Consider the following 17,232-nt stretch of genomic DNA (forward strand, 5'->3'; position numbering starts at 1 on the left):
CCTTGCCGGTTTTTTTCGTTAGTGAGACAATGGCGCCATGAAACGCGATGAGCTTCTGGCCCGCCTGCGGGCGTTGAAACCATGGTTTGAGGACCACGGCATCATCCGCGTGCGCGTTTTCGGCTCCCATGCCCGCGACGAGGCCGGCCCTGACAGCGATGTGGACCTGCTGGTGGAGTTTGCTCAAACACCCAGCCTGCTAGGCATGATCGGCCTTGAGCGCTCTCTTGGCGAAAAGCTGGGGTGCCCGGTGGACCTTGCCACCGAGCGTGGCCTGAAGCCGCGCGCGCGCGCCCACGCCGCGGCAGAGGCCGTTGATGCCTGAACGGGGCGATCACGACTGGCTCGCCGACATTCTCGACGAGGCAGCGCTGGCCCGTCAGCTCACCCAATCCATGGACTATGAAGCGTTCGCTGCGGATCCGTTCGCCCAGCGCGCCCTGCTGCATATGCTGCAAACCATCGGAGAAGCCGCAGGCAAGCTCTCGCCAGAGACGCTTTCAGCCCTGCCGGACCTGCCCTGGCCGGACATCCGGGGAATGCGGAACCGCATTGTCCACGGCTATTTCGGAATCGATATGGAGGCCGTCTGGCGGACCGCCAGCGAGGACCTTCCAGAGCTGGAAACGGCTATCCGCTCAAGCGGGCTCGCCGAAAGCCCCTGATTGTCTTGCCGCCTTGGCCTGTCGGTGGGACAATGGCGCCATGAAACGCGATGAGCTTCTGGCCCGCCTGCGGGAGTTGAAACCATGGTTTGAGGACCACGGCATCATCCGCGTGCGCGTTTTCGGCTCCCATGCCCGCGACGAGGCCGGCCCTGACAGCGATGTGGACCTGCTGGTGGAGTTTGCGGAAGACGGTGCGCCGGACCTCTTCAGTTTCTCCGGCATTCGCCTTGAGCTGGAGAAGCGGCTTGGCCGCCCGGTCGACCTGACGACACCGCGCGCCCTGTCACCGCGTATCGCACACCGCATTCAGGACAGCCTGGTCGATGCCTGAGCGAGACAAGGCGCGGGACTGGAGGGTCCTGGTTGCCGACATGATCGAGCACGCTGACTATGCCCGTTTTCATGTAAAGGAGATGGACCGCGACACGTTCTGCGCAGACCTGAAAACCATTCACGCCGTGACGCGCTGTGTGGAGGTTATTGGAGAGGCTGCGCGGCATGTTCCCGACGAGATCAGAGCGCAGGCTCCCGATATCCCATGGGCGCAGATCGTCGGGACACGCCACATCCTTGCTCACCACTATGGCCGTGTTGACCCGGTGCTACTCTGGAATCTGGTCAACACGCGGCTGGAACCGCTTGAGCGGGAGCTTCAGGCGCTGCTCGCCGAATACCCCTAAACGCCCTGCTCGATCATGCGCTTATAGGCTTCGCGGGCGTGGGCGCGTTTCAGCCAGTCTTTGGCGGCGGGCGCGTTATCCAGAAGACCGGATTTCTCCATGCCATCAAGCTGGAAGCCCATCAGGCAGTCCGCCGCCGTGAACATGTCCCCGGCAAACCAGGTATGGCGGACAAGATGGTCCTCAATGGTGGCAATCGCCTTGTCGCGCTCGCCCGTCATCCAGCCAGCAAGTAGCGAGTCCTGCAGCCCCGTAGCGCGGGTGAACACCAGAATGAGACCCGGCAGGAAGGGCGAGCCTTCGGCTGCATGCATCCATTCGAGATAGCGGGCAAATTCCGGGCGTCCGGGCTTGGGGTGCAGGCGGTGCTCAGTGTCGAACACGGCGAGAACGTACTGCGCAATCGCGCCCGTTTCCGCGATGACCTGCCCTTCATGCTCCAGCAGGGGCGCCTTGCCCATCGGGTGAACTTTCAGGAGTTCGGGCGGTGCAAGGCGCGTCTGCGCATCGCGCTCATGGCGAACCAGCGTGTAGGGCAGGCCCAGCACGATAGGCAGAGGCAGGCCCGATTGCTGGATTGCGTTCGCGCCATTGACCGCCGAGATGATCCCCAGATTGGAGAGATTGAACATCTCCACGAAATAGGCCGCCGCGAAGGCCAGCACGAGATAATAGCCCATATCCTTCATGCCACCGGCCATCATCTCCACCGTGTCGCGGTGGTTCTTGATGGTACCCGCTGCCATGCCGTAGGCGATACCGGCCGCGAGGAAGAGCACGAGGAAGCCCGCCACCAGCGAGGTGAAGAAGGGCACCAGCTGCTGGGTCACTTCCAGCGCGGGATCAGGGTTGAACAGGGGCGGGTTACCGCCCCAGACCGAAAGCGCACCGAAACTCACCAGTGCCACCAGATCGATGGTCAGGAACACCCAGATGAACATCACCGCCAGGACGGCGAGGCCCGCATGGGCAAGGCCCTTCTTCTGACCAGCGGTCAGCGGGGCGTCTGCATCGTCGTCAGCAGAATCGCTGCCCGCAACCGCGCCGCCCGTCCATGGGCCGAGGCGCTTTTCGATGATCGCGTCGGTCACAAACCAGATGACGGGCAGGTAGACGACCGTCATGGCGGCGATGAAGTACCAGTTACCGGCGATATTCATCACCCAGTCAGCCACAAGGCTGCCCACGGCTGCCTCGGTAATGCCGAACAGCAGGGCATCAAGCTGGCCGGGGAATAAATTGGCCGAGAAGCCGCCTGACACACCGGCAAAGGCGGCCGCGATGCCCGCGATCGGGTGGCGTCCGGCCGCAGCGTAGATCACCGCTGCCAGCGGGATCAGCACGACATAGGCCGCGTCTGCGGCGAGGTTTGCCAGCATGGCAACCAGCGCGACAGCTGGCGTCAGCAGGAAGCGCGGCGCGTTGCGCACGGCTGCGCGCATGGCCGTACCAAAGAGGCCCGCGCGCTCGGCGACACCCGCGCCCAGCATCACCACCAGCACATAGCCGAGCGGATGGAAGGAGGTGAAAATGGTCGGCATGCGCACCAGCAAGTGCTCGATCAGTTCGGAGCGGAACAGCATGCGGGCCGGTTCGATAACCGGCGAGCCATCCTCCGCGACCCGGACCGGGTGCTCAACCGACACGCCCAGCAGATCGGTGATCACCGAGACAACGATCAGAATGCCGATCAGATACGCAAAGATGATGACCGGATCAGGCAGCTTGTTGCCGGTTTTCTCGATCCAGCCGAGAATACCTTTCTGGTGCTCCTCCACTGCGGGCGCGTCGACCTTTGCCATATTGCAATTCCCCCCTGGCGCGCGGATCGTCCCGAAACGGGCGGCCCGGCCATTTTTCCATACAGAGCAGATCATGCCGCTCCCGAAGGCCCAAGGTTAAGCATTCACGAGGCTTTTAGGGAACCCCGCTTTTTCCGTTCAGGGAAGGGTTCAGACAGCATGGCGCGGTATTGCGCGGCCCGCTCAAACCGGCAATTCGACCTTCCCGCCATTCCATGCTAGAGGCCCGGCACGTTCTGAAATCATTGGGAAAAGGACATCCGCTCATGGAATTTGGCGGCGAGATAGACGGTCAGATCAACACCATGCTGGAATACCTCGCGACGCTGGGCGTTGCGGTCCTCTCCAACATCGCGCTGGCCGCCCTCATTCTGATCGTCGGCCTTTACATGGCCGGCTTCGTCTCACGCCGGGTTCGCAAATGGGCGGTGGACCACCCCAAGATCGACACGACGCTGGCCGTCTTCTTCGCCTCCATGGTGCGTTATCTCATCATTGCGGTGGTCATCATCGCCGTGCTGACCCGGTTTGGCGTGGAGACCACTTCTCTGGTGGCGGCGCTCGGCGCCATGACGCTCGCGGTGGGCCTCGCCCTCCAGGGTACGCTTTCCAACGTCGCCGCCGGGGTGATGATCGTCTTCTTCCGCCCCTACAAGATCGGCGATTTCGTGGATATTGGCGGCGCGGCAGGCACGGTGCGCGACATCACCCTGTTCTATACCGAGCTCAACACGCCCGATAACCGCCAGGTGATTGTTCCCAATGCCCAGTCCTGGGGCCGGGTCATCATCAATTTCTCCGGCTACTCGACGCGCCGTGTCGATTTCACCTTCAGCGCATCCTATGACAGCGACATCGAAAAGGTGCGCAGCACGATCCGGCGTGTGCTGGAAGATGATGAGCGCGTCCTGCCCATGCCGGAAGTCGTGGTGGAAGTGGCCGCCCACGGAGCGTCTTCCATCGACTATACCGCCAGGGCATGGGTCAATAGCGCCGATTACTGGCCCTATTTCTGGGAGAAAACCCGGCTGATGAAGCTGGCGTTCGACGCCGAGGGCATCGAAATTCCCTATCCGCATCAGGTGCATATCAAGAAAGAGGGGTAGAGGCGATTTTCGCCTCACACGTGCCGCAATCTTTGCGTTAATCTCGGCGCCATGAGCGATACACCCACACCCCGCAAGTCCTTCGTGCAACGCGTCATCGCGGTGCGCCTGCGCGACATACTCGTGCTGTTCCTGCTGTGTGTGCTCGCGGGCGTGGTACTGGCGCTGTTCAATATCGACCCGGCCGAGCTGTGGGTGGATTTCTTCGGCACGATTGCGCGGGCCTGGGACCGCTTCTTCCTGATCATCACCGAGTCGCTTGGCTGGTCGGTGCGCTACTTCCTGCTGGGCGCGGTTCTGGTGATCCCGCTATGGATCGTCTGGCGCATCATCTCCGCCGCTGGCCGCCGGTCCTAGGGCCTGTACTCATAAAGGTTTCGGGCCCCGGAGCGAACTTTGGTTCGCTCCGACTCTTTGCTAAGTGAGGCAAGCGGCTTGCAGCCGCTTGCCGGGGCGTAGCGGATTTGGTGCCTGACAAGGAGAGACGACCGCCGTGGAGCATCCCTCCACAAGGGCGGCTCGACGCCGTCAGGGGTGAAATCCGCCGCGCCCCGAAAGGGTATGGCGAAAATCGCCCACTATGGCGTCGCAGTCCCTCGAAAGGGGGAAACCCTTCCATCGGGCCTGCTCCTGATAGTGAACCATTTTCGCGCATATCACGCTCCAAACCCTTTGTGAGTACAGGCCCTCGGCGAACTTACCGGCCATTAACCCTGTCACCGGTTTGCGCGCGAAAACTCCCGCGCCTGCTGCTAGCTTGCCTTTTCAAGGGAAGCGTTGCGCCGGCGGGGACAGCATGAAACTGGACGATATCGAGACCAGCACGCCTGTGCGCGTGCCCGTTTCCGCCAGATGGCAGAACCGGCCCATCCTTATCGTGGATTCTTCCAACTTCCTGCGCCGTCTGATCGCGGACGTGCTGCGTCATGCCGGTGCCGATCACGTCCACACATTCGCGTCCAAGGATGACGGGCTGTCGGCTGCCGTGACCTATGCCCGCCCGATCATCATCACTGACTGGTCGCAGGCCGCGTCCGCTGGGCCATCACTGACGCGTGCGCTTCGCCGCAAGAACCTTCCGGTGCGCCGCGCGCCCGTGATCGCGCTGGGCAATAGCGGGCAGATGCGCGAAGTCGAGCGTGCGCGCGATGCCGGCGTCAATGCCTTCCTTCTGCGCCCCGTAGCCCCTGCCTCCCTGTTTGCCCGGCTGGATGAAACTGTCGCCCGCCCGCGCCCCTATGTGGAAACCGAGAGCTTTGCCGGACCGGACCGCCGCATACGCCCAAACCAGGATGGCCGCATCGCCTGGAAGCGCGGTGTGGACGTTGAATCGGGCCTTGCCACGCCGCTGGAAGCTGCTCTGGCGCAGGCCGACGCGATGGCAGAAGCCATGATGCGTCAGGGCGACATGATCGCGGCACGGGTCGGCCGGTCCCTGCGCCAGTATCTGGAAACGGTGCGCGATGTCGGCCCGCGCGAGACTGAAGTCATCACCCTGCACCGCTCGGCTCTGCGCCGCCTGCAGGAGTTTGAGCACGCGCCCGACGCTCACCGCAACGAGCTCGTGAACGGCCTTGAAGAAATCACTGCCCGCAGGCTGGCCGCCTGACATCGCCCCCCCTGACCGCCCCTCTGGCCTAATCATGCGCTGCCCATTAAACGACAGCTGATGGCTGACGATTTACAGACCCTTCTGGACACCCTCGCCCCGCTATTGGTGGATGGTTCGCCCCATGCGGTGGCGCTTGGCTTCAGGCTGGAGCGCATCGAGCCGGGCATGGCCGAAATGCGCGCGCCTTACCGCGATGATCTGATCGGCGATCCTGATACCCGCGTGCTGCACGGCGGCGTGGTGACGGCGTTGCTGGACCATGCCTGCGGACTGGCGGCGTTTGCCGGCCTTGGCGGCAAGGATGCGACCGCCACGCTCGATCTGCGCCTTGACTATATGCGCCCGGCAGAACCCGGCCGCGATGTTGTTGCCGTTGCCCGCTGCGTGCGCGCGTCGGGGCTTTTCGCCTTTGTCAGCGCCATCGCCCATGACGGGGATGAAACCGATCCGGTTGCGACCGCTGCCGCCGCCTTCATGGTCAGCCGGGTCAGTCAGGAAGCGGCCGCGAAGGCAAGGCGTGCCTTTGGCCAGTCGGCTACACCGATCAGCAAGGTGGAAGAAGAATGAGCCCGCTAGAGCCGCTCCTCTCCAGCCCCTACGTACAGATGATGCGCGTGCGTTTCGACGGTCATGGCGACGAGCTCACCGCCATCCTGCCCTACACGGAAACACTGGTCGGCAATCCGCTGATCCCGGCTTTGCATGGCGGCGCCATTGGCGCCTTCATGGAGATCACCGCCTCTGCCGCCCTGCTGGCCGGCACGCGGCTCGCCGCCCAACCCAAGCCTATCGATGTATCGGTGGACTATCTGCGCCCGGCACGGCCTCAGGACGTGTATGCCAGAGGCATCATCACCCGGCAGGGTGCGCGCGTGGCCAATGTGCGCGTGGAAGCCTGGCAGGACCGCCGGGCTGCGCCCGTCGCCGCCCTGCACGGCCATTTCCTGATCAAGCCAGAGGGTGAAGGCTAGCTCCATCCTCTGTCATCCTCCGACCGCGAAACGATCCGGGGGATCCATGCCTCTTTTAGCTTCGCGACGCACGGATGTGCGGAGCATCAGGAAAAGATGGGATGTCCTCCCCCGTTTACGGGGGAGGTGGTCCGAAGGACCGGAGGGGGGATGTTTTTCTGGACTCCCCCCTCGCCGCTTCGCGGCACTCCCCCCGCAAGCGGGGGGAGACACCATGGGTGGCTAGGTTTTAGCCAGCGCCTGTCCCAGAGCCGCGCCGCTATCCCATGCCAGCTCTGCCCGTCCGCCGAGCCGCCAGTCGCCCGCGCAGCCAACCGTTCCGGTCTCATCAAGGGCAAAGGGTGTGCCGGGCGCCTTTTCGCTCAGCGCGTAGCGCCAGCGATGGGCCGCGCTCCAGGCCGGGTGCGCCGGGAAACCGAAGCGGATATGCGCCTCTTCGAGAAGATTGCGCACCACCGCGTCGGGGCTGGCTTCCAGATTGGCCCGCGACCAGCCGGTTGTTGCGTGCAGTATCCACGCCTCCGGCCCCGTCCGGCCCGGACGTGACCCCATGCGCGCCATCCACGCAAGCGCGCCGCCATAGAGCTTTGCGCCGTCAAATCCCGGATCGAAAGGCGCATCCAGCACCGCCATCACGGCCTGACACGGCCCGATCACGGCATTGTTTCCTTCCGCGATCTGCGCCGAAAAATCGCCGTCCGTGCGCGCCAGCAGATCGGCCATCTGTTCGGGCGGAATGGTGATCGCGACCGCATCGAACGGGCCTTCCCGGCGGCCATCTTCCAGCACGAGCATCCAGGCGCCGGGGCTGCCGGTCAGCCGCACCACTCTTGCTGCAAATTGCACGTCAAACCCGCCCAGCGCGTGCTTTACCAGCGCATTCATGCCCGGCACACCGATCCAGCGGTCTTCCTTGCGCAGCGGCTCCACATTGCCGGCCCGGTCGATGGAGACCAGCCGCGCATCCCATACGGCAGCAGCGCCCGCATCACGCGCGTCCTGCATGAGGGCTGAGAACCCCTCGCCGCGTGCAGTGATGAATTGTGCGCCATGGTCAAAGCCTGCTTCACCCAGCGGCGTCTCCACCCGCCGCGTAGACAGCCGCCCGCCGGGCCCGCGTCCCTTGTCGAAAAGCTGGCAGGTGTGGCCGGCTGCCTTCAGGGCGTGTGCGCAGGCTGCGCCGGCCAGTCCGGCCCCGATAATGGCTATGCGGCGTTTTGCCATGTCTTCTTCCCTGCCCCCCGGCGTCGGCCTAGATAAGACTTCAAATGGACCACAAAACGCAAACACAAGATCAACACACTGCAAACGAACCTGATAATGGTGCGTGTGAGGTGTTTTTCGATGGCAGCTGCCCGATGTGCCGCGCGGAAATCAGCTTTTACCGGCAACAGGGTACAGGCGCCGCGTTTCACGATGTCCACGCATTGCCGGATAACCTGCCAGCCGCTCTGAGCCGCGAAGCGGCGATGGCCCGCTTCCATGTGCGCTGCGCCGACGGGCAGCTGGTGAGCGGCGCGCGTGCATTCGCCGAACTCTGGAAAGTCACGCCAGGCTGGCGCTGGCTGGGCCGGATCGCGGCCGTGCCGCCGCTTGTCTGGGTTCTGGAGCTTGCCTACCGGCTCTTCCTGCCGGTCCGGCCACACTTGCAACGGCTCTGGCGGCGGCTGGCGCGATGAGGCGCAAGGGCGATCTGCCAGAGAAGAAGTGCGCGGCCTGTGGTCGGCCCTTTGCCTGGCGGAAGAAGTGGGAACGCGTCTGGCAGGAGGTGCGCTATTGCTCGAAACGCTGTTCGGGCGAGGCGAAGAAAGCACGGCAGAACGCAGCGCCTTAAATCAAGTTCACGCGCGCGCCATCGAGGCGCAATCTTTCCCGCTCCAGAGTGTGCCTTGCGTGGCTGGCACGACCGGGACGTCAGATCCCGGCACCTGCCCCGCATGGTCGATAGCACACTCAGGAAACAAGGAAACACGCCCCATGAAAGCCCTCCCCCTCATGCTCGCCGCCATCGTGGCGATTAGCGTTTCTGCGCCGTCTTTCGCCGCCGAACCGCCCGTCCGCTCCGTCAGCTTTGATACCTCCGAACTGCGTTCCGCCGAGGGACGCCAGGCAGTTGAGGAAAGACTTGAACTGGCCGCGCGCCAGGTCTGCCGCCAGCCCGGCCTCCATGGCCTTGCCCGCCATACCCATGAGGCACGCTGCCGGGAAAACGCGCTGCAGGATGCCTATGCCGAGCTGGATGCCAGGGGATACCGCGCGGCCAGCGCGCCGGCATCCGCTCACACAGCGCAGCTGACCTCCGCCCGCAGCAGCCGCTAGCGGCCAGCTGCACGCCCTGTTTGCCCGGCTCTGTTTCCCCTTTGCCGAGGCAGTCACTGGCCCTCGCGCCCTTGCGGTGCGGGGGCCATTTTTCGTCACGCAAAGTCGTTTTCCAGCACGATGCGGTAGCGCGGCTTGCCTTCGCGAAGGCGCTGGAATGCCTCGTCAATCTGGCTCATCGGCATATATTCGACATAGGGCGCGATTGAATGCCGGGCGCAGAATTCCAGCATTTTCGCCATTACGGCCGGACTACCGACCGGAGAACCGGAGACTGATTTCTGACCGCCAATCAGGGCAAAGGCCGGTACCGGAATAGGCTCTGAAATGACCCCCACCGTATGCAAGCGCCCCTTGGGTGCGAGCGCGGCGATATAGCGGTTCCAGTCCAGCGGGACAGCCACCGTGGACAGGATAAAGTCGTGACGCCCCGCCTCGGCTCTAAGCGCGTCTTTTGAACGGCTGTCGACGACCCGGTGCGCGCCGAGCGCACGCGCTTCCTCCGCCTTGGATCCTGTAGAGGTAAACGCCGTCACCTCACAGCCCCAGGCTTTGAGGAACTGGACGGCGAGATGGCCCAGCCCGCCAATCCCGATCACGCCCACGCGGTCGGTCGGCTTCACACCAAATTCGAGAATGGGCGCAAACACGGTGATGCCGCCGCAAAAGAGCGGACCGGCGCTGCGCGCATCCAGCCCCTCTGGCAGCTTCACCGCCCAGGCCGCCTGCAGGCGCACAGCCTCGGCAAACCCGCCATGGCGGCCAAGCGCGATGCCTTCGGAGTCCTTGCAGAGATTATGATCCCCGCTCATGCAGTTGTGACAGGTGAGGCAGGAGCGGGACATCCAGCCCGCACCCACCCGGTCGCCGGGTTTGAGATGCGTCACCGAGCGGCCCACCACCGCCACTGTGCCGACCACTTCATGGCCCGGCACCAGCGGAAACTGTGTCTCACCCCATTCCTCATCCAGCAGGGAAAGGTCGGAATGGCAGAGCCCGCACGCCTCCACCTTCACCTCCACCTCATCATCGCCCAGAGGGCCGGGATCGAAGCTGATCTGTTTGAACGCTCCGGCGCGTTCGCTCGCGGCATAGGCACGGATCATGGCTGGGGTCCTTGTCTGGGGCATAGGGCAGTCACACGTCGCAAGCTAATGTGAACACACATCGTTTGCGAGGGGCGGCAATTGGATTTATGCGGCGGTGATGACAGCTGCGCCGCCCCTCACCCGCCGTAAAGTCCTGGCCCTTGCCGTGCCGATCATGGCGGCGAATATCGCAACGCCGCTGGTGGGGCTGGTGGACATTGCCGTCATCGGCCGCACCGGCACAACGGCAGAGATCGCCGCCGTGGCACTGGGCGCGCTGATCTTCAACTTCATCTTCTGGGCGTTCGGCTTTTTGCGCATGGGCATGACCGGCCTGACCGCGCAGGCAGACGGGCGCGGCGATGAGGCGGAAGTACGCGCCAGCCTCTGGCGCGGCATCATTACCGGGCTGGCCATAGGGTGCGTATTGCTGGCGGCCCAGTGGCCCTTGCGCGAGCTGGCCTTCACCCTGTTTTCCACTGAAAGCGGCGTGGAGGCAGCAGGCCGGACCTATTTCGATGCACGCATCTGGAGCGCGCCTGCGGCGCTGGCCGGATTTGCGCTTTATGGCTGGCTGATCGGGCTGGGGCGTACCGGCATGGCGCTCGCCCTGCAGGCGGCGCTGAACGTCATCAATGCCGGGCTTTCCATCCTCTTTGTGGCCGGGTTCGGCTGGGGCGTGGCCGGTGTCGCCTGGGCGAGCACGCTGGCGCTGTGGCTGCATCTGCTGCCCGGCATCGCCATCGTGGCGTGGATACTGCGCAGCCGGATCGCGGCAGCCGTCCCGCTTGCGCTCATTCTTGCGCCCGCTGCCGTCCGCCGCCTGCTGGGCGTCAACCGCGACATCTTCCTGCGCACGCTCGCCCTGCTGGCGGGTTTTGCCTGGTTCAACGAGGCGAGCCTGCGCGAAGGCACCGAGGTCATGGCTGGCAATGCGGTGCTGCTCCAGTTCATCTCCATCATCGCCTATTTCCTCGATGCCTTCGCCCATGTGACCGAGACCGTGACCGGCAAGGCCGCAGGAAAAGGCGACTGGAAGGGGCTTAAACGCGCGCTGCGCCTGACAACCGAACAGGCCGCGGGCTTTGCCGTGCTGGCAAGCCTGATGCTGCTGCTGGCGGGCGAAGCGCTGATCGGCCTCATCACGACTGACCCCGCCACGCGCACGGCGGCGATGGCCTATCTGCCGTTCTGCGCACTGGTGCCGCTGATGGGATTTGCCAGCTGGCAACTTGACGGGCTGATGATCGGAACGACCCGAGGCCCGCTCATGCGCAATGCGATGATCGCCGCGCTATTGATCTATCTGGCGCTGGATTTCGCCCTGCGCCCCGCCTTTGGCGGGACGGGGCTGTGGCTGGCGTTTCTGGGCTATTATTTAGCGCGGGCAGGCACGCTCAGCCTTGGCCTGTCAGGGCTGAAACGCGATATCATCGCTCAGGCGTCAACGCCCACCGCTTCGGCGAGAGAATTATAGCCATCGGCCCTGATGCGCGCGGCGAGACCATCGCGCAAGCGCTTCACAAGTCCCGGGCCTTCATAGACCAGCGCGGTGTAAAGCTGGATCGCGCTCGCGCCTGCGCGGATCTTGGCATAGGCGCTCTCCACCGAATTGATACCGCCCACACCAATCAGCGGCAGGTCCGGCCCGGCGGCTTTGCGCACCTGACGCAGCACTTCGGTGGAGGCATGGGTGAGCGGCTCGCCGGACAATCCGCCCGCCTCGCCTTTATGTTGGCTTTTCAGGCTATCAGGCCGGGCGAGCGTGGTGTTCGACACGATGAGGCCGGAAATACGGTTCGCCATCGCCACGCGCACGATGGATTCAATGCCTGCTGCATCGAGGTCAGGCGCGACTTTGAGGAAGACAGGCTCGGCCCAGCGCGCATCATTGACGCGTGCGAGCAGCGCGCCCAGCGCTTCCTCGCCCTGCATGTCGCGCAGGCCCGGCGTGTTGGGTGAGGAGATATTAATGGTGAAAAAGCTGGCGAGACCTTTGAGCGCCTTGACCAGCGTCACGTAATCGCCCGCCCGGTCCTCGCTATCCTTGTTGGCCCCCAGATTGATGCCGACCACGCCCGGCTTTCCGGCGCGGGCCTCCAGGCGGGTTTTGAGCGCGTCCAGCCCCTCATTGTTGAAGCCCATCCGGTTGATGACCGCGCGGTCTTCGCGCAGGCGGAAGAGGCGCGGCTGCGGATTACCAACCTGAGGGCGGGGCGTGACCGCGCCCAGCTCCACAAACGCAAAACCAGCCGCCAGCAGCGCGTCGGGCGCTTCGCCATTCTTGTCATAGCCTGCGGCCAGCCCGACCGGGTGCGCCAGCTCTATGCCTGCGATGGAGGTCTGTAATACCGGATCCGCATTGGCGGGCAGTTTCGGTCCCAGCCCCGCTGCCAGCGCCTTCAGGCTCATTCTGTGGGCGGTTTCCGGCGGCAGAAGCGTGAGGCTTTTCGCGGCGAGATCAGCAAGCGCCATCACAATTCCTCCGGCATGCGCCAGCCGCCCGTATCGTCACGCCGCAGAATATGTACAGACATAATCGCGGCAAACGGCAGGGGCCCGTAAATATGCGGAAACAGCTCGCCGCCGCGCGATTTTTCCCATTTCAGACTGCCGCCCAGCGCCCTTGCGTCGATCACGGCCAGCGCTACGCGCTCCACGCCCTCAAAATGGGCTGCAAGCGTGCCTTCCAGCTGATGGCGGGCCGAGCAATGGATGAAGCCGTCGGCGCTGTCGTGGGCCTCGCCCTCATAGCTGCCCGACAGCGCAGCCGCGCCCAGCGCGGCCGGATCGGCGAAACGGTAGATCACATCATCGGTCATGGCATCGCTCTAGACCGCCCCGAACGCTCCGGCAAGGGCGGGCCGAAGGGTTGACATTCTTCCCCGGCAAAGGAATAAATTCCTCTTCTATGGTTAAAGGAGGCGCGGCCATGCTCACCCACGCCCAGGTCTGGCGCGGCATTGACCGGCTTGCCCAGCGCGTTGGCACCTCGCCTTCGGGGCTTGCCCGCATGGCGGGGCTGGACCCGACCACATTCAACCCCTCCAAGCGCGTCGCCTCGTCTGACAGCAAGCCGCGCTGGCCCTCCACCGAGAGCCTGGCCAAGGCGCTGGACGCGGCAAAGGTCAGCTTTGCCGAGTTCGCCGGTCTTGCCACCGACTCCATCGCTGGCCGCTCAGTGCCGCTGATCGGCATGGCGCAGGCCGGCAATCAGGGCTTTTTCGATGATGCCGGCTTTCCGGTGGGATCGGGCTGGGAGGAGGTGATCTTCCCCGGCCTTGATGACGAGGCGTGCTATGCGCTGGAAATCTCCGGCGAATCCATGCTGCCGGTTTATCGGCCCGGTGACCGTATCGTGGTCGCCCCCCATGCCCAGCCCCGGCGCGGCGACCGGGTGGTGGCCAAGCTGCGCTCCGGCGAGGTGATGGCCAAGGAACTCGGCCGCACCACGGCGCGCACGGTGGAGCTGGTCTCGCTCAATACCGAGTACGAGACCCGCGTGCTTGATGTCACCGAGCTGGTGTGGATGGCCCGTATCGTCTGGGCGAGCCAGTAACTCAGTGATGCTCCGCACATTCGTGCGTCGTTTCGGGCAAAAGTGCCCGGCGGCCGGTCGGCCTTGCGGACGGCGGAACTCCATCCGAAGAGCGCGAACGCGCGCCCGCGACTTTTCGCGGAACATCGCAACGCGGATGCGTTGCGGAACTAAAAAGCCCCTCACTCTCTAATCCTCGTAAGAGAACACCTCTTCGAGCGGCTTGCCGAAGACGCGCGCCACGCGGAAGGCCACCTCCAGCGAGGGCGAATAGCGTCCCTGCTCCATGGCGATCACGGTCTGGCGGGTGACGCCCACCGCGTCGGCGAGCTCGGCCTGCGTCATCTCGCCGGCGTGAAAACGCTGCTCGCGGATCGTGTTGGCGATGCGGGTTTTGCCCTTGCCCATAGGGTCAACCGACCCGGTAGGCGATGGCCCGCATCACGCTCTTGGCAATTTCGCTTGCCACCAGCGTAAACATCAGCGCATGGGCGATCCAGTAGGGCTCGATATCGGCGAACAGCAGTATCAGCGCCCAGACAATCCCGATGCCGAGCACGACGCCCGAACGCGCCTCGGCCCTGATCTCGATGGAACGGTCGCGCTCATCTGGCTGTTCAGAATCCTTCGGTGCAAACACCGTCGCGGTGATGTGAAACGCCACCATCAGCGCGACCAGCAACAGCACCATGCGCAACAGGCTGCCCCACACCGCATCAAGCGCAGGCGGCGGCGCATCGGAGATGAGATGCCCGGCCACAGTGTAAAAATATCCGCCGAACACGATGGCGAGGATGACCAGCATGGCCAGATTGGTTTTCTCGTGAAACGACATGTCAAAAAAACTCCGCCAACAGGTATGAATTACCTTACACATGGGTGTGTAGGATCACGAGGCTGGCATGTCAAGTTTTTCGTACAAATTGGCGCGAAGCCCTAGCGCTCCATCTCCGCAACGGCGAGGCGGGCAGCATGGGCGGGATCATCCTCAAGCGCACGCAGCAACATGCGGGCGCGGGTGCTAAGCGCGGTATCGAGCGCAGCATCAAGACCCTCGCGCGGTGGCAGCTCAGCCGAGCGGGCAAGCTGCGCGCGGCCCGCATCCATATAGGCCGCCTCACCACTGGCCAGCAGCGCCACGGCGAAGAAATAGGCGATCACCGGATCATCGGGAGCACGCGCGATGGCCTCGCCATAGGCAGCCATGCCCTCTGTCAATGATGCGCCGAGCGCCCGTCCGCCGCCCCGGCGCACCACTTCAAAATGCCACGCGCCCAGCATGGCCGGACCCCAGGGATCATCGCGATCAAGCGTCATGGCCTGCTGGATATGGCTGTGGCCCTGCTGGGGCAGGCGGCGCATGAAGGACCGGAACGTGCCCACATAGCGCCCCTCGAACCCTATTGCTGCGGCCATGCGCAAATGGGCATCGGCCAGCGCATCATCGGCGGTTACCGCGCCGCGGGCATGGGCGAGAAGGCGGGCGGCCGCCGCGCGGCGGTCAGAGGTCTGATCCGCCATCAGAAGCGCGAGCGCTGCCCCGGCGGCGAACGCCTGGCCTTCAGCGGACGGGTCTGCACTGGCAAGGGTCTCCGCGCGGGCAAAATCCCCCGCCGCATAGGCCGCGCGCGCGGCAGGCAGATCGGCCATGGCCGGAGCCGACAAGGCCAGCGCGCACAGCAACCCCGCCAAGCCCCGCAAACCCGCCAATGCGTCGTCCTCCACCGCCTCACGGTGAAAGATTAGCGCGTATCGTGGCAAGGTGAAGGCCCGGCGCCTAACCCTGGCTCAGATCCTCGCCTGCAAGTGCGCGGCGGATAAGGGCAATCGTGCGCGGCAGGCCGTATATCGCCGCAAAGCCGCCAAAGCGCGGGCCTTGCGACTGGCCGAGCAGCACTTCGTAAAGCCCCTGGAACCAGTCACGAAGCTGCTCAAAACCTGCATCCTTGCCGGCTGAATAAACCTCGGTCTGGATTAGCTCAGCATCGCGTTCATCCGGTGACAGCGCCTCAAGGCGCGCCACGAGACCCTCCAGCCCTGCCCGCTCCTGCGCGTTCGGCGCGCGGTAGGATTTGGCCGGTTTCACGAAGTCCTCATAGTAGGCAAGGGCGTAGTCCGCCAGCCGGTCCAGGAAGGGTTCGCTCGCCGGGCTGGCATCGGGCGCATAACGGCCGATAAAGCCCCACAGCGTCTCCTTGCTGGAGGCGTTCGCTGCCGACACCAGATTGAGCATCAGTGCAAAGGAAATGTCCGCGCCGGGGGCTGGCGGATTGCCCGAATGGATGTGCCAGACCGGGTTCTCGATGCGCTTGTCAGCCTCCTGCCCCTGATAGGCCGTGAGATGCTGGCGGTACTCGTCGACGGCCTTGGGGATCACGTCGAAATAGAGCCGCTTGGCGGTTTTCGGCTTCTGGAACATGTAGAGCGACAGGCTTTCGGCCGGCGCATAGCGCAGCCATTCCTCCACCGCGATGCCATTGCCCTTGGTCTTGGAGATTTTCTCGCCCACCTGATCCAGGAAGAGCTCGTAGCAGAACTGCACCGGCGGCTCGGCGCCGATAATGCGGCAGATGCGCGAATAGATGGCGCCATTGACCTGGTGGTCCTTACCATACATCTCGAAATCGACACCCAGCGCCGCCCAGCGCGCGCCAAAGTCCGGCTTCCATTGCAGCTTGGTATTGCCGCCGGTGACGGGCAGGGTCAGCTCCTCGCCATCCTCATCATCAAAGGTGATCGTGCCTGCCTTCGCATCGATGGCTTTCATCGGCACGTAGAGCACGCGGCCCGTCTTCGGGCTTAGCGGCAGGAAGGGGCTGTATGTGGCGCGGCGTTCTTCCCCGAGTGTAGGGAGCATCACCTTCATGATGTCGTCATAGCGCTCCAGCGCCGTGAGCAGCATCTGGTCATATGCGCCGGAGCGGTAAAGCTCGGTCGCGGAGAGAAACTCGTATTCAAAGCCGAACCCGTCGAGAAACGCGCGCAGGCGGGCATTATTGTGATGGCCGAAGCTTTCATGCGTGCCGAACGGATCAGGCACATCGGTCAGCGGGCGCTGCAAATGGGCTTCGAGCTTTTCCGGGTTGGGGATATTGCCCGGCACCTTGCGCATCCCGTCCATATCGTCGGAGACGCAGATCAGGCGGGTCGGGATTTTTCCATCGGTGAGCACCTCGAAGGCATGGCGGACCATGGTAGTGCGCACCACTTCGCCGAACGTGCCGATATGCGGCAGGCCGGACGGGCCATAGCCCGTCTCGAAGACTACCGGTTTTGAATTGTCGCCGCGCTTCTCCACCCGTTTGACGAGTTCCCGCGCAAGCTCGAACGGCCAGGCTTTGGCGTTGGCGGCAAGGGCGGCGTACTCACTCATGGGGCGGGCGTCCTGTCTGTCGTTGAAGGATGGGCTGGCAGGTAGACTTAGCGGGCGGGCGCGTCAATGGAGGCA

General features: G+C 64.1%; 23 protein-coding genes. 14 read left to right on the forward strand and 9 right to left on the reverse strand.

Going from position 1 to position 17,232, the window contains the following annotated elements; translation table 11 throughout:
- The first annotated feature begins 37 nt into the window (after positions 1-37).
- The 4 genes from AB6B38_RS07980 to AB6B38_RS07995 are packed head-to-tail and all read left to right on the forward strand — an operon-like array spanning position 38 to position 1,348.
- Entirely contained in the window at positions 38-325 is a 288-nt protein-coding gene (locus AB6B38_RS07980) for a nucleotidyltransferase family protein (protein ID WP_371392319.1), read from the forward strand.
- Positions 318-665 carry a DUF86 domain-containing protein gene (locus AB6B38_RS07985; RefSeq protein ID WP_371392320.1) on the forward strand — a complete coding sequence of 116 codons (348 nt, stop codon included), beginning with the start codon at positions 318-320 and terminating at the stop codon, positions 663-665. The genes AB6B38_RS07980 and AB6B38_RS07985 overlap by 8 nt, the downstream gene beginning before the upstream one ends.
- A gap of 40 nt (positions 666-705) precedes the next feature.
- Positions 706-999, forward strand: a complete 294-nt coding sequence (locus AB6B38_RS07990) for a nucleotidyltransferase family protein (RefSeq protein WP_371392321.1) — start codon at positions 706-708, stop codon at positions 997-999.
- On the forward strand, positions 992-1,348 hold the full coding sequence (locus tag AB6B38_RS07995) for a DUF86 domain-containing protein (RefSeq protein WP_371392322.1): 357 nt from the start codon (positions 992-994) through the stop codon (positions 1,346-1,348). Before AB6B38_RS07990 ends, AB6B38_RS07995 begins: the two co-directional genes overlap by 8 nt.
- Here AB6B38_RS07995 and AB6B38_RS08000 read toward each other — a convergent pair.
- On the reverse strand, positions 1,345-3,150 hold the full coding sequence (locus tag AB6B38_RS08000; protein ID WP_371392323.1) for an AbgT family transporter: 1,806 nt from the start codon (positions 3,148-3,150) through the stop codon (positions 1,345-1,347). The genes AB6B38_RS07995 and AB6B38_RS08000 overlap by 4 nt on opposite strands.
- Before the next feature lie 266 nt (positions 3,151-3,416).
- Between AB6B38_RS08000 and AB6B38_RS08005 the strand changes: the two genes are divergently transcribed.
- The 5 genes from AB6B38_RS08005 to AB6B38_RS08025 all read left to right on the forward strand — a co-directional run bounded on the left by AB6B38_RS08005 (position 3,417) and on the right by AB6B38_RS08025 (position 6,839).
- Positions 3,417-4,256, forward strand: coding sequence for a mechanosensitive ion channel family protein (locus tag AB6B38_RS08005; RefSeq protein ID WP_371392324.1), 840 nt, complete (start codon positions 3,417-3,419; stop codon positions 4,254-4,256).
- Between the two features lie 51 nt (positions 4,257-4,307).
- Positions 4,308-4,613, forward strand: a complete 306-nt coding sequence (locus tag AB6B38_RS08010) for a DUF6460 domain-containing protein (protein ID WP_371392325.1) — start codon at positions 4,308-4,310, stop codon at positions 4,611-4,613.
- Between the two features lie 439 nt (positions 4,614-5,052).
- A complete protein-coding gene (locus AB6B38_RS08015; RefSeq protein ID WP_371392326.1) occupies positions 5,053-5,865 on the forward strand; it encodes a PleD family two-component system response regulator in 813 nt (270 codons plus the stop codon).
- A 60-nt stretch (positions 5,866-5,925) separates the two neighbouring features.
- Positions 5,926-6,435: a PaaI family thioesterase gene (locus tag AB6B38_RS08020; RefSeq protein WP_371392327.1), complete on the forward strand. Its 510-nt coding sequence runs from the start codon at positions 5,926-5,928 to the stop codon at positions 6,433-6,435.
- Complete coding sequence (locus AB6B38_RS08025) at positions 6,432-6,839, forward strand: PaaI family thioesterase (RefSeq protein WP_371392329.1); 408 nt, start codon at positions 6,432-6,434, stop codon at positions 6,837-6,839. Before AB6B38_RS08020 ends, AB6B38_RS08025 begins: the two co-directional genes overlap by 4 nt.
- A gap of 222 nt (positions 6,840-7,061) precedes the next feature.
- Here AB6B38_RS08025 and AB6B38_RS08030 read toward each other — a convergent pair whose 3' ends face one another.
- Complete coding sequence (locus AB6B38_RS08030; protein WP_371392330.1) at positions 7,062-8,063, reverse strand: NAD(P)/FAD-dependent oxidoreductase; 1,002 nt, start codon at positions 8,061-8,063, stop codon at positions 7,062-7,064.
- Between the two features lie 44 nt (positions 8,064-8,107).
- On the opposite strand from AB6B38_RS08030, the gene AB6B38_RS08035 reads away from it, so the two are divergent.
- The 3 genes from AB6B38_RS08035 (at position 8,108) to AB6B38_RS08045 (ending at position 9,158) form a co-directional block, all read left to right on the forward strand.
- Entirely contained in the window at positions 8,108-8,518 is a 411-nt protein-coding gene (locus AB6B38_RS08035; RefSeq protein WP_371392331.1) for a thiol-disulfide oxidoreductase DCC family protein, read from the forward strand.
- On the forward strand, positions 8,515-8,673 hold the full coding sequence (locus tag AB6B38_RS08040) for a DUF2256 domain-containing protein (RefSeq protein WP_371392332.1): 159 nt from the start codon (positions 8,515-8,517) through the stop codon (positions 8,671-8,673). Before AB6B38_RS08035 ends, AB6B38_RS08040 begins: the two co-directional genes overlap by 4 nt.
- A gap of 143 nt (positions 8,674-8,816) precedes the next feature.
- Positions 8,817-9,158, forward strand: coding sequence for a UrcA family protein (locus AB6B38_RS08045; protein WP_371392333.1), 342 nt, complete (start codon positions 8,817-8,819; stop codon positions 9,156-9,158).
- 95 nt (positions 9,159-9,253) lie between these two features.
- Here AB6B38_RS08045 and AB6B38_RS08050 read toward each other — a convergent pair whose 3' ends face one another.
- Positions 9,254-10,264, reverse strand: coding sequence for an NAD(P)-dependent alcohol dehydrogenase (locus AB6B38_RS08050; RefSeq protein WP_371392334.1), 1,011 nt, complete (start codon positions 10,262-10,264; stop codon positions 9,254-9,256).
- A gap of 100 nt (positions 10,265-10,364) precedes the next feature.
- Here AB6B38_RS08050 and AB6B38_RS08055 point away from each other — a divergent pair, with 100 nt between their 5' ends.
- Positions 10,365-11,723, forward strand: a complete 1,359-nt coding sequence (locus AB6B38_RS08055; protein ID WP_371392335.1) for an MATE family efflux transporter — start codon at positions 10,365-10,367, stop codon at positions 11,721-11,723.
- On the opposite strand, the gene AB6B38_RS08060 is transcribed toward AB6B38_RS08055, so the two are convergent.
- Positions 11,684-12,721, reverse strand: a complete 1,038-nt coding sequence (locus AB6B38_RS08060) for a quinone-dependent dihydroorotate dehydrogenase (protein ID WP_371392336.1) — start codon at positions 12,719-12,721, stop codon at positions 11,684-11,686. The two genes, AB6B38_RS08055 and AB6B38_RS08060, sit on opposite strands and share 40 nt — an antisense overlap.
- Positions 12,721-13,068, reverse strand: coding sequence for a DUF952 domain-containing protein (locus AB6B38_RS08065; RefSeq protein WP_371392337.1), 348 nt, complete (start codon positions 13,066-13,068; stop codon positions 12,721-12,723). The genes AB6B38_RS08060 and AB6B38_RS08065 overlap by 1 nt, the downstream gene beginning before the upstream one ends.
- A 110-nt stretch (positions 13,069-13,178) precedes the next feature.
- Between AB6B38_RS08065 and AB6B38_RS08070 the strand changes: the two genes are divergently transcribed.
- Positions 13,179-13,805, forward strand: coding sequence for a helix-turn-helix transcriptional regulator (locus AB6B38_RS08070; protein ID WP_371392338.1), 627 nt, complete (start codon positions 13,179-13,181; stop codon positions 13,803-13,805).
- A 168-nt stretch (positions 13,806-13,973) separates the two neighbouring features.
- On the opposite strand, the gene AB6B38_RS08075 is transcribed toward AB6B38_RS08070, so the two are convergent.
- The 4 genes from AB6B38_RS08075 to AB6B38_RS08090 form a co-directional block, all read right to left on the reverse strand.
- Positions 13,974-14,192: a helix-turn-helix transcriptional regulator gene (locus tag AB6B38_RS08075; protein ID WP_371392339.1), complete on the reverse strand. Its 219-nt coding sequence runs from the start codon at positions 14,190-14,192 to the stop codon at positions 13,974-13,976.
- A 4-nt stretch (positions 14,193-14,196) separates the two neighbouring features.
- Positions 14,197-14,619, reverse strand: a complete 423-nt coding sequence (locus tag AB6B38_RS08080; RefSeq protein WP_371392340.1) for a hypothetical protein — start codon at positions 14,617-14,619, stop codon at positions 14,197-14,199.
- Positions 14,620-14,720: 101 nt separating this feature from the next.
- On the reverse strand, positions 14,721-15,476 hold the full coding sequence (locus AB6B38_RS08085) for a hypothetical protein (RefSeq protein WP_371392341.1): 756 nt from the start codon (positions 15,474-15,476) through the stop codon (positions 14,721-14,723).
- Positions 15,477-15,561: 85 nt separating this feature from the next.
- On the reverse strand, positions 15,562-17,157 hold the full coding sequence (locus tag AB6B38_RS08090; RefSeq protein ID WP_371392342.1) for a lysine--tRNA ligase: 1,596 nt from the start codon (positions 17,155-17,157) through the stop codon (positions 15,562-15,564).
- Positions 17,158-17,232: the final 75 nt, after the last annotated feature.

Origin of the sequence: Glycocaulis abyssi (assembly GCF_041429775.1) — a bacterium.
In the GTDB taxonomy this organism is placed as follows: domain Bacteria; phylum Pseudomonadota; class Alphaproteobacteria; order Caulobacterales; family Maricaulaceae; genus Glycocaulis; species Glycocaulis abyssi.

Bases quoted from the DNA above. Each gene is read 5' to 3' on its own strand.
- AB6B38_RS08010 (WP_371392325.1), top strand. From the start codon at position 4,308: ATGAGCGATACACCCACACCCCGCAAGTCCTTCGTGCAACGCGTCATC.
- AB6B38_RS08020 (WP_371392327.1), top strand. From the start codon at position 5,926: ATGGCTGACGATTTACAGACCCTTCTGGACACCCTCGCCCCGCTATTG.
- AB6B38_RS08025 (WP_371392329.1), top strand. From the start codon at position 6,432: ATGAGCCCGCTAGAGCCGCTCCTCTCCAGCCCCTACGTACAGATGATG.
- AB6B38_RS08045 (WP_371392333.1), top strand. From the start codon at position 8,817: ATGAAAGCCCTCCCCCTCATGCTCGCCGCCATCGTGGCGATTAGCGTT.
- AB6B38_RS07980 (WP_371392319.1), top strand. From the start codon at position 38: ATGAAACGCGATGAGCTTCTGGCCCGCCTGCGGGCGTTGAAACCATGG.
- AB6B38_RS08070 (WP_371392338.1), top strand. From the start codon at position 13,179: ATGCTCACCCACGCCCAGGTCTGGCGCGGCATTGACCGGCTTGCCCAG.
- AB6B38_RS08030 (WP_371392330.1), bottom strand. From the start codon at position 8,063: ATGGCAAAACGCCGCATAGCCATTATCGGGGCCGGACTGGCCGGCGCA.
- AB6B38_RS08075 (WP_371392339.1), bottom strand. From the start codon at position 14,192: ATGGGCAAGGGCAAAACCCGCATCGCCAACACGATCCGCGAGCAGCGT.
- AB6B38_RS08005 (WP_371392324.1), top strand. From the start codon at position 3,417: ATGGAATTTGGCGGCGAGATAGACGGTCAGATCAACACCATGCTGGAA.
- AB6B38_RS07985 (WP_371392320.1), top strand. From the start codon at position 318: ATGCCTGAACGGGGCGATCACGACTGGCTCGCCGACATTCTCGACGAG.
- AB6B38_RS07990 (WP_371392321.1), top strand. From the start codon at position 706: ATGAAACGCGATGAGCTTCTGGCCCGCCTGCGGGAGTTGAAACCATGG.
- AB6B38_RS08080 (WP_371392340.1), bottom strand. From the start codon at position 14,619: ATGTCGTTTCACGAGAAAACCAATCTGGCCATGCTGGTCATCCTCGCC.
- AB6B38_RS08015 (WP_371392326.1), top strand. From the start codon at position 5,053: ATGAAACTGGACGATATCGAGACCAGCACGCCTGTGCGCGTGCCCGTT.
- AB6B38_RS08060 (WP_371392336.1), bottom strand. From the start codon at position 12,721: ATGGCGCTTGCTGATCTCGCCGCGAAAAGCCTCACGCTTCTGCCGCCG.
- AB6B38_RS08035 (WP_371392331.1), top strand. From the start codon at position 8,108: ATGGACCACAAAACGCAAACACAAGATCAACACACTGCAAACGAACCT.
- AB6B38_RS08055 (WP_371392335.1), top strand. From the start codon at position 10,365: ATGACAGCTGCGCCGCCCCTCACCCGCCGTAAAGTCCTGGCCCTTGCC.
- AB6B38_RS07995 (WP_371392322.1), top strand. From the start codon at position 992: ATGCCTGAGCGAGACAAGGCGCGGGACTGGAGGGTCCTGGTTGCCGAC.
- AB6B38_RS08000 (WP_371392323.1), bottom strand. From the start codon at position 3,150: ATGGCAAAGGTCGACGCGCCCGCAGTGGAGGAGCACCAGAAAGGTATT.
- AB6B38_RS08065 (WP_371392337.1), bottom strand. From the start codon at position 13,068: ATGACCGATGATGTGATCTACCGTTTCGCCGATCCGGCCGCGCTGGGC.
- AB6B38_RS08090 (WP_371392342.1), bottom strand. From the start codon at position 17,157: ATGAGTGAGTACGCCGCCCTTGCCGCCAACGCCAAAGCCTGGCCGTTC.
- AB6B38_RS08040 (WP_371392332.1), top strand. From the start codon at position 8,515: ATGAGGCGCAAGGGCGATCTGCCAGAGAAGAAGTGCGCGGCCTGTGGT.
- AB6B38_RS08050 (WP_371392334.1), bottom strand. From the start codon at position 10,264: ATGATCCGTGCCTATGCCGCGAGCGAACGCGCCGGAGCGTTCAAACAG.